Origin of the sequence: Mesorhizobium sp. ESP-6-4 (assembly GCF_020164735.1) — a bacterium.
Classification (GTDB): Bacteria; Pseudomonadota; Alphaproteobacteria; order Rhizobiales; family Rhizobiaceae; genus Mesorhizobium.
The window spans coordinates 208,386-226,677 of the sequence record NZ_JAIUGS010000006.1; the positions used below are offsets into that span (position 1 = coordinate 208,386).

General features: G+C 63.6%; 16 protein-coding genes. 11 read left to right on the forward strand and 5 right to left on the reverse strand.

Translation table 11 applies throughout. From position 1 onward, the window contains the following. Positions 1-22: 22 nt before the first annotated feature. From LB523_RS14470 to LB523_RS14480, 3 genes are read left to right on the forward strand one after another with little or no spacing between them, the layout of a single operon-like run. A complete protein-coding gene (locus LB523_RS14470; protein WP_224603457.1) occupies positions 23-1,045 on the forward strand; it encodes a flagellar motor switch protein FliG in 1,023 nt (340 codons plus the stop codon). A 24-nt stretch (positions 1,046-1,069) separates the two neighbouring features. Beyond that, complete coding sequence (flhB, locus tag LB523_RS14475) at positions 1,070-2,152, forward strand: flagellar biosynthesis protein FlhB (protein ID WP_224603459.1); 1,083 nt, start codon at positions 1,070-1,072, stop codon at positions 2,150-2,152. Between the two features lie 17 nt (positions 2,153-2,169). Further along, on the forward strand, positions 2,170-2,607 hold the full coding sequence (locus tag LB523_RS14480; protein ID WP_224603463.1) for a hypothetical protein: 438 nt from the start codon (positions 2,170-2,172) through the stop codon (positions 2,605-2,607). A gap of 160 nt (positions 2,608-2,767) precedes the next feature. Here the strand turns inward: LB523_RS14480 and LB523_RS14485 are convergent, their stop codons facing one another. From LB523_RS14485 to LB523_RS14500, 4 genes are all read right to left on the reverse strand, one after another. Continuing rightward, positions 2,768-3,538: a helix-turn-helix transcriptional regulator gene (locus LB523_RS14485; protein ID WP_140541759.1), complete on the reverse strand. Its 771-nt coding sequence runs from the start codon at positions 3,536-3,538 to the stop codon at positions 2,768-2,770. Further along, positions 3,535-4,245 (reverse strand): helix-turn-helix transcriptional regulator, encoded by a 711-nt coding sequence (locus LB523_RS14490; protein WP_140842032.1) that lies wholly within the window; start codon positions 4,243-4,245, stop codon positions 3,535-3,537. Before LB523_RS14490 ends, LB523_RS14485 begins: the two co-directional genes overlap by 4 nt. A gap of 431 nt (positions 4,246-4,676) precedes the next feature. Next, positions 4,677-5,708 carry a histone deacetylase family protein gene (locus LB523_RS14495; protein WP_224603465.1) on the reverse strand — a complete coding sequence of 344 codons (1,032 nt, stop codon included), beginning with the start codon at positions 5,706-5,708 and terminating at the stop codon, positions 4,677-4,679. Positions 5,709-5,749: 41 nt separating this feature from the next. Continuing rightward, positions 5,750-6,403 (reverse strand): TetR/AcrR family transcriptional regulator, encoded by a 654-nt coding sequence (locus LB523_RS14500; protein ID WP_224603466.1) that lies wholly within the window; start codon positions 6,401-6,403, stop codon positions 5,750-5,752. A 250-nt stretch (positions 6,404-6,653) separates the two neighbouring features. Here LB523_RS14500 and LB523_RS14505 point away from each other — a divergent pair, with 250 nt between their 5' ends. From LB523_RS14505 to LB523_RS14540, 8 genes are all read left to right on the forward strand, one after another. Then, positions 6,654-8,321, forward strand: coding sequence for an amidohydrolase (locus tag LB523_RS14505; protein ID WP_224603470.1), 1,668 nt, complete (start codon positions 6,654-6,656; stop codon positions 8,319-8,321). Between the two features lie 141 nt (positions 8,322-8,462). Further along, positions 8,463-9,566, forward strand: coding sequence for an ABC transporter ATP-binding protein (locus LB523_RS14510; RefSeq protein ID WP_224603471.1), 1,104 nt, complete (start codon positions 8,463-8,465; stop codon positions 9,564-9,566). Further along, complete coding sequence (locus LB523_RS14515; protein WP_224603473.1) at positions 9,566-10,513, forward strand: ABC transporter permease; 948 nt, start codon at positions 9,566-9,568, stop codon at positions 10,511-10,513. The genes LB523_RS14510 and LB523_RS14515 overlap by 1 nt, the downstream gene beginning before the upstream one ends. After that, a complete protein-coding gene (locus LB523_RS14520) occupies positions 10,506-11,318 on the forward strand; it encodes an ABC transporter permease (RefSeq protein ID WP_224603474.1) in 813 nt (270 codons plus the stop codon). Before LB523_RS14515 ends, LB523_RS14520 begins: the two co-directional genes overlap by 8 nt. 45 nt (positions 11,319-11,363) lie before the next feature. Further along, positions 11,364-12,392: an extracellular solute-binding protein gene (locus LB523_RS14525; RefSeq protein WP_224603478.1), complete on the forward strand. Its 1,029-nt coding sequence runs from the start codon at positions 11,364-11,366 to the stop codon at positions 12,390-12,392. A gap of 121 nt (positions 12,393-12,513) precedes the next feature. Further along, the gene (locus LB523_RS14530) at positions 12,514-13,710 is read left to right on the forward strand and encodes a serine hydrolase domain-containing protein (RefSeq protein WP_224603481.1); all 1,197 of its coding nucleotides are present in this window, start codon (positions 12,514-12,516) and stop codon (positions 13,708-13,710) included. Positions 13,711-13,739: 29 nt separating this feature from the next. Then, positions 13,740-14,918 carry a serine hydrolase domain-containing protein gene (locus tag LB523_RS14535; RefSeq protein WP_224603484.1) on the forward strand — a complete coding sequence of 393 codons (1,179 nt, stop codon included), beginning with the start codon at positions 13,740-13,742 and terminating at the stop codon, positions 14,916-14,918. A 122-nt stretch (positions 14,919-15,040) separates the two neighbouring features. After that, a complete protein-coding gene (locus LB523_RS14540; RefSeq protein ID WP_224603487.1) occupies positions 15,041-17,362 on the forward strand; it encodes a Tex family protein in 2,322 nt (773 codons plus the stop codon). Here LB523_RS14540 and LB523_RS14545 read toward each other — a convergent pair whose 3' ends face one another. Beyond that, on the reverse strand, positions 17,363-18,274 hold the full coding sequence (locus LB523_RS14545) for a LysR family transcriptional regulator (RefSeq protein ID WP_224603489.1): 912 nt from the start codon (positions 18,272-18,274) through the stop codon (positions 17,363-17,365). It lies immediately after the preceding gene. Positions 18,275-18,292 lie beyond the last annotated feature (18 nt).

Consider the following 18,292-nt stretch of genomic DNA (forward strand, 5'->3'; position numbering starts at 1 on the left):
ATCGGCAGCGAGGACAACACGTATGACGACGGCATTGGCGCTCACACGTCCGCAAAAGGCGGCGGCCATATTGGTGGCCATGGGCAAGCCCGCGGCCAGCCGCCTGCTCAAATTCTTCAAACAGGACGAGCTGAAGGCGCTGATCGAGGGCGCGCGTCTCCTACGCACCATTCCGCAGGCTGATCTGGAACGGATCGTCGCCGAGTTCGAAGCCGAGTTCACCGAGGGCGCCGGCCTGCTCGATTCAGCCGACCGGATGGACACGATCCTCAACGAATCGCTGTCGCCCGAGGAGATGAGCGCCATCATGGGCGAGAGGAAGTTCGAGCCTGTCCCGGAAGGACCTGCGCCGATATGGCCGGACCTCGAGAAGCTCGAGCCGTCGCGTCTCGGCTCCTTCCTTGCGGGCGAGCATCCGCAGACATCGGCCATGGTGCTGTCGAAGCTTGCGCCGCAGACAGCCGCCAACGTGCTGCTCACCATGGAAAAACCGATGCGCAGCCAGATCATCAAACGCATGGTGACAATGGCCAACATCCCGGACGCGGCATCGCGGATCGTCGAGAACCAGCTGCGCGTGAGCGTGCTGTCGCAGAAAGCCAGCCGGGACACCACTGCCGGCCAGGAGCGCGTCGCCAGCATGCTCAACGAAATGGCGAAGCCGGAACTGGACGACCTTATGCAGGACCTGGAGGAAGCCGGCACGCCAGATCTCGCCGGCGTCAGGTCGCGGCTGTTCGCCTTCGACGATCTGCCGCTGCTGCCGCAAAAAGCCCGGGTTCTGCTGTTCGACGGATTGTCGACGGAGCTCGTCACGCTGGCGCTGCGCGGCGCGCCGCCGGAACTCGCCGAATCGGTGCTCTCGGCGATCGGCGCACGCTCCCGCCGCATGATCGAATCCGAGCTCGGACAAGGATCGGAAGGCATTGCCCTTGCCGACATCATGGCGGCGCGCAAGAGCATATCGGTCGCGGCCATCCGGCTGTCGCGCGAAGGGGCTTTCGAGCTGCCCTCGACGCAGACCGCCACCGCCGAAGCCGCCTGACGATCATAGCCCGGTCAGGACGCCATGGCTGAAGTGGTCGACAAGGATTCCAAAACAGAGGAAGCCACAGAAAAGAAGATCCGCGACACGATCGAACAGGGCAAGCTGCCCCATTCGCGTGAGACCGCGATCTTTGCCTCCTTCCTCGCCATACTGGTTTTCGCCGTCTTCTACGCCAAGGACGCGATCGTCGATCTCGGCATGTTCCTGTCGACGTTCCTGGAAAAGCCGGAAGCCTGGCCGATGGACACCGAGACCGACGTCATCTCGCTCTACAAGCAGGTCTTGGTCGAGATCGGCGGCGCTGTCGTCAGCCTGCTGGTGCTGCTGACGGTTGCCGGCATCGGCGCCTCGGTGTTCCAGAACATGCCGCAAATCGTCGGCGAGCGGATCAGGCCGCAGCTGTCGCGCATCTCGATCGCCAAGGGCTGGAGCCGGATGTTCGGCGTGCAGGGCTGGGTCGAATTCCTGAGGTCGCTGGCCAAGCTCGGCTTCGCTATCGCGGTGTTGACCTTCACGCTCTCGGAAGATCATCGCAAGCTGCTCGCCGGCATGATCACCAATCCGGCCTCGTTCGGCCTGGTCATACGCGGCATCTTCGTCGACATATTGGTGGCGATCGTCTTCGTCATGGGGCTGATCGCGGTGGTCGACATCGTCTGGTCGCGTTTCCACTGGCGGCGCGACCTGCGCATGACCAAGCAGGAAGTCAAGGACGAGCTGAAGCAGTCGGAAGGCGATCCGATCGTCAAGTCGCGGCTGCGCTCGCTGGCGCGCGACCGGGCGCGCAAACGCATGATGACGGCCGTGCCGCGCGCGACGCTGGTGATCGCCAATCCGACGCACTATTCGATCGCGCTGAAATATGTACGCGAGGAGGATTCCGCGCCAATCGTGCTGGCCAAGGGACAGGACCTGGTGGCGCTCAAGATCCGTGAGATCGCCAGGGAGAACAACATCCCGATCTTCGAGGACGTGGCGCTAGCGCGCTCCATGTACAAGCAAGTTTCGGTTGATAGCGTGATCCCATCGCAATTCTATCAGGCGGTCGCCGAGTTGGTGCGGATCGTCTACTCGAAGAAGGCAGCACGAAAAGCAACCCAATGAACGGACGCCGCTAACCCATGGACCGGCAACCACACGCCAATTCCCGCGAGCTGATCGTCGCCAGCGCCATCGAGCCCGTGGTGGGCGAATTGAGGCTCATCGACGTTGCCGACTATATCGCCTTCATCCGGCTTGAGCATTTCGCCTGCCTCTCGGACCTGGTGGATTCGGCGGCCGAGCTCTACTTCCGACCGGGCATGCTGCGGCTCGGCCATGGCGGCGAGGCGCATGTCGACTGGAGCGGCAGCCCGCGCATCGTGCTCGACCTCGAGCTTCGGCCGCGCGGCGTAACGGTCTATTTCCAGCTTACGCTGATCGAGCGCGAGGCAGCCGTGACGGTCAACTACGTGTCGTTCGAGAAGCCTGGCGAGACGCCCGAGCACAACACGGCCTTGCTCGAGGACGCGATCGAAGAGGCTCGCATCCGCAGGACCGAGCCGCTGGCATTCCCCTGAGATTGATAGCAGGCGAGCCGACCTAAAGCGCGTCGCAATCTTTTGGATTCGCTCCCTGCGCTTTAGGCTTTGATTTTGCGCATGTCTTTGCCCCGAAACCGGTTCCCACTTTCGGGAGACATGCTTTAGCCGCGGCACGTTCAGCGCCGCAGGCGTGACGTCACTCGATCAAGCCGAGCCGCAACGCCTTGGCGACCGCCTGGTTGCGGTTGACCGCGTTGAGCTTCTGCGTCGACTGGGTGAGGTACTGGTTGGCGGTATGCACCGAGAGCTTGAGGAGCTTGGCGATCTCCTCGCTGGTGTTGCCGTTGGCGGTCAGCTTCAGGCATTCCAGCTCGCGCTTGGAGATTGAACGCGCCCTGCCGGTGTCGCCGGGGCGGATGCGGGCGACCGCCGCGAAAAGCGCGAAGGAGCGGGCGTGGATCTCGCACAGCGTTTCGTCGGACAGCGCGATCTCCGAGCCGAGGAAGACGACCAGCCCGCATTGGCCGCGATCGGCATGCACCGGAAAGGCAATGCCGTTGGTGCCGGGCGCCAGCGGCGTGGTCGGCTCGGCCCAAGCGAGCGAGTGGAAGACCTGCCGCGATCCGGCGCTGCCGTCGTCGGCCCACCAGCGCGGCGCCGTCGAGAGCCGGCTGTGGCGCACCATGTCCTCGCCATTGGCGCCGGAGATGAACTTGGTCGCGACCGCGGTGCCGGGATAGTCGGAATCGAAACACGCCACGAGACGCGCGCGCTCGGGCGAGGGGCTGACGAAATAGAGGCCGAAGGCCGAGGCGTTGATATCGACGGCGATCCAGCGGCAGCGACGCACGGCATCCGGAATGGTGACCGCTTGATGGGTCTCCGAGCCGAGCGAGAAGGCGCCGAACGGATTGCGCTGATCGTTGAAAAGGGCGGCGGCCGCCTCTTTGACCTGTGCGTGCTTCAAATGATGCCGCTCCTGATCGCGGTCGCGATCGCCATCGCGCGGTTGCTGGCCGCGAACTTCTGGATGGCGTGCGTGATGTAGCTGTTGACGGTGTTCGACGAGACACCGAGGATGACGGCAACCTCATCGGTGGTCTTGCCTTCCGAAACCCAGAACAGGCACTCGCGCTCGCGGTCCGACAGCGGGTCCTGCATGGATGCCGCCGCGATCAGCTGCGGAATGCTGGAAAGCGCATAACAGCATTTGATCTGCGCCTTCATCAGGGCGGCCAGGTCGATCCTGCCTGCCTCGGCAGCCGAGAACAGCACGAACAGGCGCTGCCGGCCGACATTGAGCCGCAGCGAATAGATTTCGGCGTGACCGAGCACGTCGAGCAGGCGGGCTTCCTCGCCGTTCAGCAACGCACCGGCGTCGGGCGCGTGCGCCGCCACCAACGGCTTCGGGCGTACGCCCGGCGCCACGGTCAAGGGGCCTAGCGCCAAATTGGCGATCAGCCTTTTGCCGATCAGCTCGATGGCGTCGAAGATCCAGTTGGAGGAGACGATGCGCGCATCGTTACGGTCCTGATCATGCACGATGGCGACCAGCATGTAGCTGTCGGCGCCGATATCGGCGGCGAGCTGCATGAAGAAGCTGGTGAGATCGCCGCGCGACGTCAGGCGCGAGCCTGAAGCGTCGGGTTGGAGAAGCGCGGCGGGACTGCTCATTTTAATTCTTGGATTCTTGCCGGAATCGATCCTTGTGCCCGGTGCTGGCGAAGCCAACGGCCGGACCCGAAACGCGTCACGTTTACGAAGACACACTCACGGGCGCGAACGGCGCCCAACCGCGCCGAATCCTTCTAGGGAACGCGAAACCGTCCGCGTCTGGTGCCGGCCTGGCGCCGGACTCGAGACTTTGGGTGGTCGCCGCGCCCCCGTGGACCGGCTGATTCGGGTCTAATCTACCCGCAGATGAATCTGACATCAAACGCGATTTGACAAAATCGAATCCGATGGACTCGCATTGCGACTCAGCAGCCGGTCTTCGCGTTATTTGGCGGTAGTTCAAAGCTGAATTGAGTCGATGATTTCGAGGCGAGGTCGTAAAAAAATACGCCCCCGGTTGCATCCGGGAGCGCATGGCCTTGAACAGGGGCTTAGCGATCCTCGAAGCCGGTCAGCACGCCGACGGCGTTGATGCCGATCTCTTCCACGGCGTAGCCGCCTTCCATGACGAACAACGTCGGCAGGCCGAGCTTGGCGATACGGCGACCGATCTTGGGATAATCCTCGCTCTTCAGCTTGAACTGGCTGATCGGGTCCTTCTCGAAGGTATCGACGCCGAGCGAGACGATGACGACATCAGGGGCGTAGGCCGCGAGCCTGGCGCAGGCGTCCTCAAGCGACGCGCTCCAGCCGTCCCAATCGGTGCCGAAAGGCATCGGGTAATTGACGTTGAAACCTTCGCCGTCGCCTTCGCCGCGCTCGTCGGCATGGCCGAGGAAGAAGGGATACTCGACCATCGGATCGCCATGCAGGTTGAGCACCTGGACGTCGCCGCGGCGATAGAAGATTTCCTGCGTGCCGTTGCCGTGATGGTAATCGACATCGAGGATTGAAACGCGCTTGGCGCCGTGGTCGCGGAACCACTGCGCGACGACGGCGGCGTTGTTGATGAAACAGTAGCCGCCCATGAAGGCAGCGCCGGCATGATGGCCGGGCGGGCGGCAAAGCGCGAAGGCGCTGCGCTCGCTGTCCTTGACCAAAGCGGCGGCGGTCAGCGCCACATCATAGGACGACTTGATCGCCGCCCAGGTGCCTTCGACGAAGGTGGCCCCGGCGTCGAAGGAATAATAGCCGAGCAAGGCATCGACGCGCTTCGGCGGCACATCGCCGCGCAGGCCGCGCGTCGGCCAGGTGAACCCCATCGCCGATCCCGTGAAGCCGGCGGCGACCCATTGCGGCCACACCGTCGGCAGGAAGTCGATGTAGTGAGCCTCATGCACACGCTTGGCGGCGGCGAGGTCGTGCTCGGCCGGTCCGATGATCGGCCCGAGCTTCTCGCTCTCAACTCGCGCCTTGATGAATTCCGCCCGCGACGGCTTCTCGAAACCCGGCACGATCGCCGACGTGACCAGTTCCATCTGGCCTGAATGGCCGGCATGAAGTGGCGAATAGACAGTTTTCATGGAAACTCCCTGGAAGTGCGAAATCGGTTGGAAGTGCGAAATCACTCGAGATTGAGATGGGGGCTGACCAGGGCGAGCCACATGGTTTCCACATCGTCCTCGATGAGGTCGTAGGTCCTGCGGTCTCTCTTCAGCCCGACAAGCCGGCAGACATGGCCGACTTCCATCATCAGCACGCCGAGCCGACAGGCGATCTTGTCCTCAAGCGCCGGATTCACATGCCGCAGCCACGCGGCGTAAAGGGCGACGATCTCTTTGTCGTATTCGTCCTGGATAGGCCTCAGATCGGCGTTGCCGGATATTGCTTCGATCACCGGCATCAGCGTGGCGTTTTCGAGATAGAGCCTCGATGTGTCGGCGAAGAGCTTGCGCACCTCGCGCCGAAACTCGTCACGGTTGGTCGGCCGGGGGACGTTGACGCGTTTCCGGATCACCTCGGGAAAAGACGACAGCCAGCGCCGGGCCAGGTCCAGAAGAATGGCTTCCTTGTTGGGAAAGTACTGATAGACGGAGCCCACCGACAGGCCCGCGCGCTGCGCGATGGCGAGCGTCGTCGGCGTTCTGGTTCCTTGCTCTCGCGTCAGGATCAGGGCCGCATCGAGAATCCTGTCGACCACCTTGCTTGACCGTTGTTGCCGCGGCTGCTTGCGCGGTTCGAGCGCTATTCTGGTCTTGCGGTCGAGACTGCGCTTCACTGCTTGTTGCCCCCGTTCCCCGCTCGGCCTCGCCATCGGCGTGCGGTGCAGTCCACAGTACATTCTAAATCCGGCATGTTGACAAACGCGAATAATCAGTCGCATTCTTTATCCACGCTGTCTTCCACGATAACAAGGGGAATTTCGAAGACGGCGCATCGGCATCGATTTGTCCCACGGCGCTGTCCATGTGGAGCGGCGGCTCGTTGGATCTGGCGTTGCCGGTCCCTCAGCAAAATGTGGAGTCGCGATGTCGGTTGCGGATGGTGGTGCGGATCTTGTGGTCGTCAACGGCCGCGTGCTGACCATGGACAATGACAATCCCGCTGCCGAGGCCGTTGCCGTCAAAGACGGCGCCATCATCGCCATTGGCAGCCGCGCTTCCATCGAGGAGCTCAAAGGTCCGACGACAAAGGTCGTCGATGCACAGGGCGGCTCCGTTCTGCCGGGCTTCATCGAGGCGCATATGCATCTGTTCGGCGGCGCGGCCGAGCTCGACAATCTGCATCTGGCGGGTGTGCACGGCTTCGAGGCGCTGCGCGACGCGATCCAGGACTTCGCGGCCAAACGCCCGGACGCCAGGCTGCTGATCGGCGCCGGGGTCGACTACGCCATCCTGCCGGAGCCGGTGACGCGCCACGATCTCGACCGCATCATTCCCGACCGTCCCTTCGCCATGTCGGCTTCGGACCACCATACGATGTGGGCGAACACCAAGGCGCTGGAAGAGGCCGGGCTGCTGCATGGCAGAGAGGTCGGACAAGGCAACGAGATCGTCATGGGGGCCGACGGGCTCGCCGCCGGCGAGCTGCGCGAAGGCGAGGCCTTCGGACCGGTCCTCGACCATTACGGGGCGAACCGGACGCGGCTTGGCCTGGAAGGCGCGGAGCCCGATCCTTATCCTTCGGCGAAGGAACTGGCTGCCGATCGGGACCTGATGCATCGCGGCCTTGAATGGTGCGCCAAGCATGGCATCACCTCGATTCAGAACATGGACGGCAATCTCTATCAGCTCGAGCTGCTGGCCGGGCTGGAAAAAGAGGGGCGGCTCCTTTGCCGCACCAAGATCCCGTTCCACTTCAAGAATTTCATGAAGCTGGACATGCTTGAGAAAGCCTCGCGGATGGCCGCGAGCTACAATTCCGAGTGGCTGTCGTCCGGCATGGTCAAGCTCTTCTATGACGGCGTGCTGGATTCCTGGACGGCGGTGATGGTCGACGACTATGCCGATCGGCCCGGATGGCGGGGCGAGCCGCTGTTTTCGCCTGAACATTTCGCCGAGGTGGCAGTCGAGGCCGACAGGCGCGGGCTGCAGATTGCCGTGCATTCGATCGGCGACGGCGCCGTGCGGGCAGTGCTCGACGGCTACCAGGCGGCGCTGAAGAAGAACGGTCGGCGCGACAGCCGGCATCGCGTCGAGCATATTGAGGTGATCACGGCCGCCGACGTGCCGCGCTTCGCCGAGCTCGGCGTGTTGGCGTCGATGCAGCCGGCGCATCCCCCCGGCGCCATGAACTTCCCGCTCGAGCCGACGATCTCGCGCATCGGCCGCGACAAGTGGCCGTTGAGCTATGCCTGGCGCACGCTGAAAGAAGCCGGCGCGCGCGTGGTGTTCGCATCCGACTGGCCGGTCTCGCCGGTCGATCCGATCCTGTCGATCCAGGCGGCAGTGATGCGCAAGCCTTGGGCAGAAGGCATGCCGGACCAGAGCTTCTCGCTGCGGGAAGCAATAGAGGGTTACACGGTCGAGGGCGCCTACGCCGAGTTCAAGGAGCACCGCAAAGGCCGCCTCAAAACCGGATATCTCGCCGATATCGTCGTTTTGTCGGCCGACATCGAGGCGACCGCGCCGGAGGCGCTGCACACCGTCCATCCGGTGACCACCATCTGTGGGGGGAGGATCACCTATCAAGCCTAACGATGGCATAGGAATTGCTTAATTGAATGGGGACTCGGGATCGAGTCACTGCTGCGCAGTTGCCAAGCCGATCGGCTTATGGTGACAATCAAAACAGGAACACACCTGCCGACAAGAGCAGGCGCTCTCAATGGGGTAATCGTGCCGGAACAACCGGGTAAGAACGCGATCGAAGTTCGCGGTGTTCGCAAGGTCTTTGGAACAGGCGAGAACCAGGTAGCCGCTCTCGACACCGTGTCGGTGTCGATCCGCGAGAACGAGTTTTTCACACTGCTCGGCCCGTCCGGATGCGGGAAGACCACGCTGCTGAGATTGATTGCCGGTTTCGATTTTCCGACCGCCGGCGAGATCCTGCTGCACGGGCAGGACATCGCGCCGCTGCCGCCCTACAAGCGCCCGGTCAACACCGTCTTCCAGAGCTACGCGCTGTTCCCGCACATGACCGTGGCGCAGAATATCGGCTTCGGGCTGGAGATGCTCGGCAAACCGAAAGGGGAGACCGAAGCGCGCGTCGCCCAGATGCTGAAGCTGGTCAAGATGGAGGCGCTGAAGGCGCGCCGCACCAGCCAGATCTCGGGCGGCCAGCAGCAGCGCGTGGCGCTGGCCCGCGCGCTGGCGCCGCAGCCCAAGGTGCTCTTGCTCGACGAGCCGTTGTCGGCGCTGGACTACAAGCTGCGCAAGGAGATGCAGATCGAACTGAAGCGGCTGCAGCACGAGACCGGCATCACCTTCATCTTCGTCACCCATGACCAGGAAGAAGCGCTGACCATGTCCGACCGCATCGCGGTCATGTCGGCCGGCAAGATCCTGCAGGTCGGCACGCCGCGCGACATCTACGATCGGCCGGCCGAACGCTTCGTCGCCGACTTCATCGGCGAGACGAATTTCCTGCCCGGCACTGTGGTGTCGAAGCAGGCCGGCGTGGCGACTGTCAAGTTCGCCAGCAGCGCCATGATCAGCGCCGGCTATCCGGAAGGCTTCGATCCGACCGGCGAGGTGACGCTGGTGGTGCGCCCCGAGCATGCCGATCTGGTGCCCGATCCGGCCAAGGGCACGATCACCGGCACGCTCTCCAACATCGTCTATTTCGGCACCGACACGCATTACCACATCAAGCTCGACGGCGGCGGCGAGAATTTCATCGTGCGCCACCAGAACAGCCGTTCGAGCGCGGTGACCTACGAGACCGGCGCCAAGGTCGGCATCCAATTCGAGGAGGACGCCGCCCGCGTCCTGAAAGACTGATGACGACAGCTGCTCTCTCCTCAGCCCCGCTCTCCAAGGCCGCGTTGTTTGAAGCCCAGGCGGTGAAAACCAGCGCGCGGCGCAACCGGCTCTTGTCACTGCCGGCGCTGATCATCATCGGCATTTTCGGCGTGCTGCCGCTTCTCATCATCTGCGTTTACTCGTTCCTCGTCGCTGCGCCTTATGGCGGCGTGCAGTGGCAGTTCTCGACCGACGCCTATCTGAACTTCCTGTTCCAGCGCGACATTTTCGACGACACGCTGCAGTTCACGCCGGACTTCCTGATCATCTATCTGCGCTCTTTCCTGTTCGCGGTGGTTACGACGATCATTTGCCTGCTGCTCGGTTTCCCGACCGCCTATTTCATGGCGACGCGGCCGCCCGCGCAGCGCAACTGGTGGGTGCTCTTGATCACCATCCCGTTCTGGTCGAACCTTTTGGTCCGCACGCTGGCGATCATGTTCATCATCCGCGACGAGGGGCTGATCAACAACGCGCTTCTGGCGCTCGGCGTGATCGATAAGCCGATCACCATGCTCTACACCAATTTCGCCATCCAGCTCGGCCTGCTCTACGCCTTCCTGCCGTTCATGGTGCTGCCGCTCTATTCGAGCCTGGAAAAGCTCGACTTCCGCCTGGTCGAGGCAGCCTACGATCTTTACGCGACGCGCCGGCAGGTGCTGTGGCGGGTGATCATCCCCCTGTCCAAGCCCGGCATCATCGCCGGCTGCCTGCTCGTCTTTATCCCGGCGCTCGGCGCTTATGTGACGCCGCTGATCCTGGGCGGCGGCGTGCACCTGATGATCGGCGATCTCATCGCGCAGCAATTCGGTTCGGGCCGCAACTGGCCGCTCGGCTGCGCGCAGGCGCTGATTCTGATGGCGGCGGTGCTGGTGGCGCTGTACTTCTATGTCCGCAACACGTCGGGGAAGGTGCAGCATGGCTGAGCCCCGCGTCATGGACATCAAGGACCAGCCGGGCTTCCGCTCGATCGCCATCATCTGCCTGCTGGTTCTGTATGTGCCGGTGCTGATCCTGATGATCTTCTCGTTGAACAGCGGCTCGCTGGTCACGCATTGGGAAGGCGTCACGCTCAAATGGTATGGCAGCGCATTCCTCAACGAGGAGTTCCACAGTGCTGCGAAAAACACGCTGATCATCTCGGTGACAGCGACGATCGTCTCGACCATCTGCGCGACGCTTGCCGCGATCGGCATGACGCGTGTGAAGCCATGGCGCGGGCTCGCCGCGGCTTTCATGGTCATCAACCTGCCGCTAATGGTGCCGGAGATCATCACGGCGGTGGCGACGCTCTCGTTCTTCGCGCTGATCGCCGGCACGCTCGGGCTGAATTTCGGCATCGGCAATTTGATCCTCGCCCACACCGTGTTCTGTATCCCCTTCGCCTATATGCCGATCAGGGCGCGGCTCGAGGACATGGACCTGACGCTGGAATACGCGGCGGCAGATCTCTATGCGACGCCGTGGAACGCCTTCAAGCGCATCACGCTGCCGCTTTTGGTTCCCGGCATCATGTCGGGCGCGGCGCTGGCCTTCATCGTCTCCTTCGACGATTTCACCATCACGCAACTCGTCGCCGGCCCCGGCCAAACGACGCTGCCCCTCTACATCTGGAACCAGATCCGGCGGCCGATGACGCCGGAGATCAACGCCATCTCGACCATCTTGCTCCTGGTGTCGATCCTGTTCGTTTCGGTCTCGTTCCTGATCGCGCGGCGGCGAGCAAAATGATCCGCGAGCTCCAACACAACAATGGGAAGGCAAGGAGAACATAAAATGTCTAGAAAGATGATGGCGGCCGTGTCCGCGGCCGTTCTGCTATGGGCAGTGCCGGCGCTCGCCGACGGCGAACTGCACATCTACAATTGGGGCGACTACACCAACCCCAAGCTGATCGAAAAATTCGAGAAGCAGTACAACGTCAAGGTGACGCTGGACGACTACGATTCCAACGAAACCATGCTGTCCAAGGTGCGCGCCGGCAATTCCGGCTACGACATCGTCGTGCCGTCCGACTACACTGTGAAGATCATGATCGAAGAAGGCCTGCTCGAAAAAACCGAGCCCAACGCGATGCCGAACGGCAAGAACATCGATCCGCGCTTCCTCAACATTTATTGGGACGACGGCCGCCATTATACCGTGCCGTGGCAATTCGGCACGACCGCGTTCTCCGTCAATACGGACAAGTTCAAGGGCGACATCAACACGCTAGCCATCCTGTTCAATCCCCCCGATGAACTGAAGGGCCAGATCAACATGCTGGACGACGTCAACACCGTCATGCATGCGGCCGAGCGCTATGCCGGCGTGCCGCGGTGCGGCGCCGACAAGGCCAATTTGAAGAAAATCAACGACATCCTAACGGCCGCCAAGCCGTCGTGGAAAACCTTCAGTTACGACACCATCACCAAGATCACCTCCGGCGACGTCATCGTCTCGGAGCAGTGGAACGGCGCCAGCTACCGTTCGCGGCAGAAGATTCCGGCGATCAAATATGCCTATCCGAAGGAAGGCATCGAAGGTTGGATGGACAATGTCGCGGTGCTGAAGGGCGCCAAGAACCTCGAAAACGCGAAGCTGTTCCAGGACTTCGTCATGGCGCCTGAGAACGCGGCGCTGATCTCCGAGTTTGCTGGTTACGACAACGGCATCGCCGGCAGCCATAAATTCCTGCCGCCGGAGTTTGCCAACTCGCCGGAAATCAGCCCTCCGGCCGGCTCGCCGACGCCGGAATTCGTACCGCCATGCCCGCCGGACGTGGTGGAGATCTACAACAAGATCTGGACCAACCTGCGCAAATAAAACAGCGCGGCGCATGGAAGGAGGGGAGGCTCCGGCCTCCCTTTCTTGTGACTGGTTCTGTGCATATCGTTCTGCGAAAAACCGCTTACGCATTTGGGCGACATGCATCGAGGAGGAAATCTTGTCGTCCTATCGCAACTCCGATCCGCGGCTGCCGATCATGCAGGGCTCGCCGCCAAAGCTGGTGCCGCCGAAGCTCGATTGGGACCGGCCGCCCTGGAACCGCTGGGCCTTCCAGCACATTCGCGAATTTCTGCCGACCATCGAGGTGTGGCGCGGCAGCGGCCATCGCCGTCGCCTCGAGCGCGCGGAGGTGGACCTCGACAATCTGCCGGTGGCCGACAGCAACGGTGCGCCGACGACGCTCGCGGGCCTGCTCGACGAAACCTATGCCGACGGCTTCCTGGTGCTGAAGGACGGCAGGATCGCCTATGAGCGTTATTTCAACGGCATGGACGAGCGCACGCTGCATCTGTCGCAATCGATGGCGAAGTCGGTTACCGGAGCGGTGTGCGGCATCCTGGTCGGGCGCGGCCTGATCGATCCGGGCAAGCTGATCACCGACTATCTGCCGGAACTTGTCGAGACCGGCTGGGCCGGCGCCACGGTGCAGCAGGTGCTCGACATGACGACGGGCGTGCGCTTTTCCGAGGAATATACCGACCGCTATTCCGAGATCGGTCAGGTCGATGTCGCGACCGGCTGGAAGCCGATCCCGCCGGGCAGCGACCCGGACTTCGAGTGGCCGTCGCATCTGTTCGAGCTGATCCTGCGGCTGAAGGACAGAGTGCGCCCGCATGGCGAGGCGTTCGAATACCGCTCGATCGAGACCGACGTGCTCGCCTTCATCATGGAGCGGGTGAGCGGCAAGCGCCTGGCGCAGCTCGTCTCGGAAGAACTCTGGCAACAGCTCGGCGCCGACGAGAGCGCCTGCTTCACCGTCGACAGCGCCGGCTATGCGCTGGCCGATGGCGGCTTCAATGCGACGCTGCGCGACTATGGCCGCTTCGGGCAATTGATCCTCGACAATGGCGGCGGGGTGATCCCGGCCGACTGGATCGAGGCGACACGCAGCGGCAAGCACGGGCCGAATTTCAGCCCGAGCCTTCCCGACGGCAGCTACCGCAACCAGTTCTGGATCGAGGATTCACGCTCACGCTCGCTGATGTGCCGCGGCGTGTTCGGCCAATTGATCCATATGAGCTGGGAACACAGGATGGTCGTGGTGAAGCTTTCGAGCTATCCGGATTTCGTCAATTCCGCCTATTCGGCGGCGACGCAGAAGGCGGTGCATGCCATCGCCGCGGCGCTGGCCTGAAACCGCAAAACAAGATCCGGGAGAGCATCATGAGCGGCAAGACCGCGTTCGAGGCCAGATACGGCTTTGCCCGCAAGGATGTGCGGCTCGACAACTGGCGGCTTTCGCCGTTCAACCGATGGTCGTTCCAGAATGTCGGCGAGCTGGTGCCGAGCGCGCATATCGCGGCGGCGCCCGCCGGCGAGAGCCAAGCGAAATCGCTCGGCGCATTGCTTGAGGAAAAGATATCGCTTGCCGGCGGCAGCGAGACCGTCGAGAGCTTCCTAAAGCGTTCCAACACGGACGGGCTGACGATCCTGAAGGCCGGCAAGCCTTTCGGCGACTGGTCGGCGCCGCATATGCCGTTCGGAGCGCGCCACATCATCTTTTCGATCAGCAAGTCGGTGACGGCGATCCTCGCAGGCATACTGGAAGGCGAGGGCTTGTTCGATCCCAACGCGCCGGTAACGCACTACATCCCTGAAGCCAAGGGCTCAGCCTATGGCGACGCGAGCGTGCGCAACGTGCTCGACATGACGGTCAGCCTCGATTTCGAGGAAGCCTATCTCGATCCGGAAAGCGCCTTCGCCCGCTACCGCCGCTCGACACTGTGGAACCCCGGCGGCGGGTCCGAAAGCCTCGCCGCGTTCCTTATGACCATCCAGCGGCTTGCCGAGCCGCATGGCCAGACCTATCGCTACCGTTCGCCCAATTCAGACGTGCTCGGCATCCTGATCGAACGGGCCTCCGGCAGGCGTGTCAGCGACCTGCTCAGCGAGAAACTGTGGCAGCCGCTCGGTGCTGGAAGCGAAATGTCGGTGACCGTCGACATGGAAGGCACGGCGCGCACCGCCGGTGGCATGTCGATGACGCCGCGCGACCTTGTCCGCATCGGCGAGATGATGCGGCAGGGCGGCACGGCCAATGGCCGCCGCATCGTGCCGGAAGCCTGGGTGCGCGACACGGTCGCCACCGGCGGCAGCCATGAAGCCTGGCAGCGCGGCACGATGGTGTTCCTGTTCCCGAAGGGACGCTATCGCAACAAATGGTACCAGACCGGCCACGACAGCGGCGCCTTTTGCGGCATCGGCATTCACGGCCAGTGGCTTTACGTCAATCCGAAGACGGACGTGGTCATCGCCAAGATGTCGTCACAACCGGAACCGGTGGACGACAAGCTGGATGGGGACATCGTGGCGTTCTTCGAAGCGTTGAGCGGCATGGTTTGAGCCGGTCAGAGGCTGGTTCCAACAGCTGTTTTCTGTGGACCTTCGGCGCGTGATGAAACCGTTGCGGTTGGCGCAGCGGTTCTCCCGGCCTATGGTCGCCGCTCTTTTCGGCAGGGACCAGCATGGCATCGGACATCAAGCGCATCGCAGCAATCATCGCGGCCGAGATCGGCGCGCGGCCGGAACAGGCAGCGGCGGCAATCGGGCTGCTCGACGAAGGCGCGACAGTCCCCTTCGTCGCGCGTTACCGCAAGGAAGTCACCGGCGGGCTCGACGATACGCAGCTGCGCGACCTTTCCGAGCGCCTCGCCTATCTGCGCGAGCTCGATGCACGGCGCGAGACGATCCTCGGCTCCATCCGCGAACAGGGCAAGCTGACCGAGGAGCTGGAAGCCAAGATCGCCGCGGCCGCCACAAAGGCGGAGCTGGAGGACATCTATCTACCCTACAAGCCGAAGCGGCGCACCAAGGCCGAAATCGCCAGGGAGCGCGGGCTTGGGCCGCTCGCCGAGGCGATCCTCGCCGATCGATCGAAAGTTCCGGCCGAGCTCGCCCTCGCTTATGTCACGGAAGAGGTGGCCGACGCCAAGGCGGCGCTTGAAGGCGCGCGCGACATCCTGTCGGAGCAGTTCGCCGAAAATGCCGATCTGGTCGGCAAGCTGCGCGCCTATATGAAGGAACGCGCCTTCCTGCGCGCTCGCGTCGTTGACGGCAAGCAGGAGGCCGGCGCGAAATTCTCCGACTATTTCGACCATGTCGAGCGCTGGGCAGGCGTGCCCAGCCACCGCGCCCTGGCCATGCTGCGCGGCCGCAACGAGGAAGTGCTGTCGCTCGACATCGAGGTCGATGCCGACGATCAATCGCCGGTGAAGCCGGTCGAGCGCATGATCGCCAACGCCTATGCGATCGGCGCGACGCTGCCCGGCGATAAATGGCTGATGGAGGTAGCCGGTTGGACCTGGCGGATCAAGCTGTCGCTGCATCTGACGCTCGACCTGATGCGCGACCTGCGCGAGCGGGCCGAGGAAGAAGCGATCCATGTCTTTGCTCGCAACCTGAAGGATCTTCTGCTGGCCGCGCCCGCCGGCTCGCGGCCGACCATGGGGCTCGATCCAGGCATCCGCACCGGCGTCAAGGTTGCGGTGGTCGACGGCACCGGCAAGCTGGTGGCGACCACCACCGTCTATCCGTTCCCGCCAAGGAACGATGTGCGCGGCACGCAGGCCGAGCTCGCCGCCCTCATCCGCCAGCACAAGGTCGAGCTGATCTCGATCGGCAACGGTACCGGCAGCCGCGAGACCGAGAAGCTGGTTGCCGACATGCTTTCGGACCTGCCGGCAGGTGCCGGGCCGAAGCCTCTCAAGGTGATCGTCAGCGAGGCTGGTGCCTCGGTCTATTCGGCCTCGGCGACGGCAGCGGCGGAATTCCCGGGCCTGGATGTGTCGCTGCGCGGCGCGGTGTCGATCGCGAGGCGCCTGCAGGATCCGTTGGCCGAGCTGGTCAAGATCGAGCCGAAGTCGATCGGCGTCGGGCAATACCAGCACGATGTCGACCAGTATCGGCTCGGTCGTTCGCTGGAGGCAGTGGTCGAGGATGCGGTGAACGCCGTCGGCGTCGACCTCAACACGGCCTCGGCGCCGCTTTTGGCGCGCGTGTCGGGACTTGGGCCGTCGCTGGCCGAGGCGATCGTTGCGCATCGCGACGCGGCCGGGCCGTTTGCCACCCGCAAGGACCTGCTCAAGGTTGCGCGGCTCGGGCCGCGCGCGTTCGAGCAAAGCGCCGGTTTTCTGCGCATACCGAACGGGACAGAGCCGCTTGACGCGTCATCGGTGCATCCGGAAGCCTATGGCGTGGCGAAGAAGATCGTCGCCGCTTGCGGCCGCGACGTGCGCGCGCTGATGGGCGACAGCGCCGCGCTGAAGGCGCTTGACCCGCGCGTCTTCGTCGACGAGCGGTTCGGCCTGCCGACTGTGCGCGACATCATCGCCGAGCTGGAAAAACCCGGACGCGACCCGCGCCCCGGCTTCAAGACGGCGACCTTTGCCGAGGGTGTCGACGACATCAAGGACCTGAAGCCCGGCATGCTGCTCGAAGGCACCGTCACCAATGTCGCGGCTTTCGGCGCCTTCGTCGATATCGGCGTGCACCAGGATGGGCTGGTGCATGTCTCGCAACTGGCCGACCGCTTCATCAAGGACGCGCATGAAGTGGTGAAGGCCGGCGATGTCGTGAAGGTACGGGTCGTCGATGTCGACATCAAGCGCAAGCGCATCGGGCTTTCGATGCGCAAGGATGGCGGCGAGGGTGGGGCGCCCCGTGGCGGCCAGCGCGATCACGGCGGCAGCAAGTCGGCGCCGCGCTCGCCAGCGCCGCAGCGCCAACCGGAGCGGCCGTCGCAGGGCGCGCTCGGTGCGGCGCTCGCCGAGGCGATGAAGCGCAAATAGCTACCACGCCAGGACAGCCGGCTCCCTGCCGATCTGGCCCAGCAGCCAGTCGCGAAAGCTGGCGACCGGCGGGTGGCCGCGCTTGTCGTGCGGCACGACGAGGTAATAGGCGCTGCGGCTTTGCATCGGCGTGCCCGGCGCCGGCACCAGTTGGCCGCGCTGCAATTCGCCGGCAATCAGGATTTCCGGCAGCAGCGCCACGCCGAGGCCGGCCATGCAAGCCTGCGCGACCGTGCCGAACTGCTCGAACTGCATGCCGGGCCCGGTTGGGGCCTCAAGCCCCTGGTGCTCGAGCCATTCGCTCCAGGCGCCGGGGCGGGTTGCCATATGCAGCAGCGGCAGACGGCTGATATCGGCCGGCGTCACGATGGCGCGGGTGGCGAGGAATTCGGGCGAAACCACCGGCATGACGGTCTCGCGCATCAAGAGCGTGCAGTCGGCCTCCGGCCAGTCGGGCATGCCGTGATGGATCGCGGCGTCGAGCCGTTCGCGGGCAAAGTCGAAGCGTCCGATGCGGGTGGCGAAGTTGATGGTGATGTCGGGATGGCGGGCGACGAAATCCGGGATCAGCGGCATCAGCCAGCGTGTGCCGAAGGTCGGCAGGATGGCCAGGTTGAGAACGCCGCTATGCCGATTGCTCATCAATCCAAGTGCTGCGTCGCGCAATTGGCCAAGCGCCGAGCGCACCGCTTCGGCATAGATCTCGCCGGGCGGCGACAGCCGGACATTGCGGCTGTCGCGTTCGAACAGCCGGCGACCGAATTGCTCTTCCAAGAGGCTGATCTGCCGGCTGACAGCCCCTTGCGTCAGGTCGAGCTCACGCGCGGCGGCGGTGAAGGAGCCGAGACGCGCAACCGCTTCGAAGGCGGCGAGGGCGGCGGTGTTGGGTAGAAGGCGGCGCTGGACATTCATGATCCATTACTAACGATC

Bases quoted from the DNA above. Each gene is read 5' to 3' on its own strand.
- LB523_RS14540 (WP_224603487.1), top strand. From the start codon at position 15,041: ATGGCATCGGACATCAAGCGCATCGCAGCAATCATCGCGGCCGAGATC.
- LB523_RS14535 (WP_224603484.1), top strand. From the start codon at position 13,740: ATGAGCGGCAAGACCGCGTTCGAGGCCAGATACGGCTTTGCCCGCAAG.
- LB523_RS14545 (WP_224603489.1), bottom strand. From the start codon at position 18,274: ATGAATGTCCAGCGCCGCCTTCTACCCAACACCGCCGCCCTCGCCGCC.
- LB523_RS14525 (WP_224603478.1), top strand. From the start codon at position 11,364: ATGTCTAGAAAGATGATGGCGGCCGTGTCCGCGGCCGTTCTGCTATGG.
- LB523_RS14495 (WP_224603465.1), bottom strand. From the start codon at position 5,708: ATGAAAACTGTCTATTCGCCACTTCATGCCGGCCATTCAGGCCAGATG.
- LB523_RS14490 (WP_140842032.1), bottom strand. From the start codon at position 4,245: ATGAGCAGTCCCGCCGCGCTTCTCCAACCCGACGCTTCAGGCTCGCGC.
- LB523_RS14480 (WP_224603463.1), top strand. From the start codon at position 2,170: ATGGACCGGCAACCACACGCCAATTCCCGCGAGCTGATCGTCGCCAGC.
- LB523_RS14505 (WP_224603470.1), top strand. From the start codon at position 6,654: ATGTCGGTTGCGGATGGTGGTGCGGATCTTGTGGTCGTCAACGGCCGC.
- LB523_RS14520 (WP_224603474.1), top strand. From the start codon at position 10,506: ATGGCTGAGCCCCGCGTCATGGACATCAAGGACCAGCCGGGCTTCCGC.
- flhB (WP_224603459.1), top strand. From the start codon at position 1,070: ATGGCTGAAGTGGTCGACAAGGATTCCAAAACAGAGGAAGCCACAGAA.
- LB523_RS14470 (WP_224603457.1), top strand. From the start codon at position 23: ATGACGACGGCATTGGCGCTCACACGTCCGCAAAAGGCGGCGGCCATA.
- LB523_RS14515 (WP_224603473.1), top strand. From the start codon at position 9,566: ATGACGACAGCTGCTCTCTCCTCAGCCCCGCTCTCCAAGGCCGCGTTG.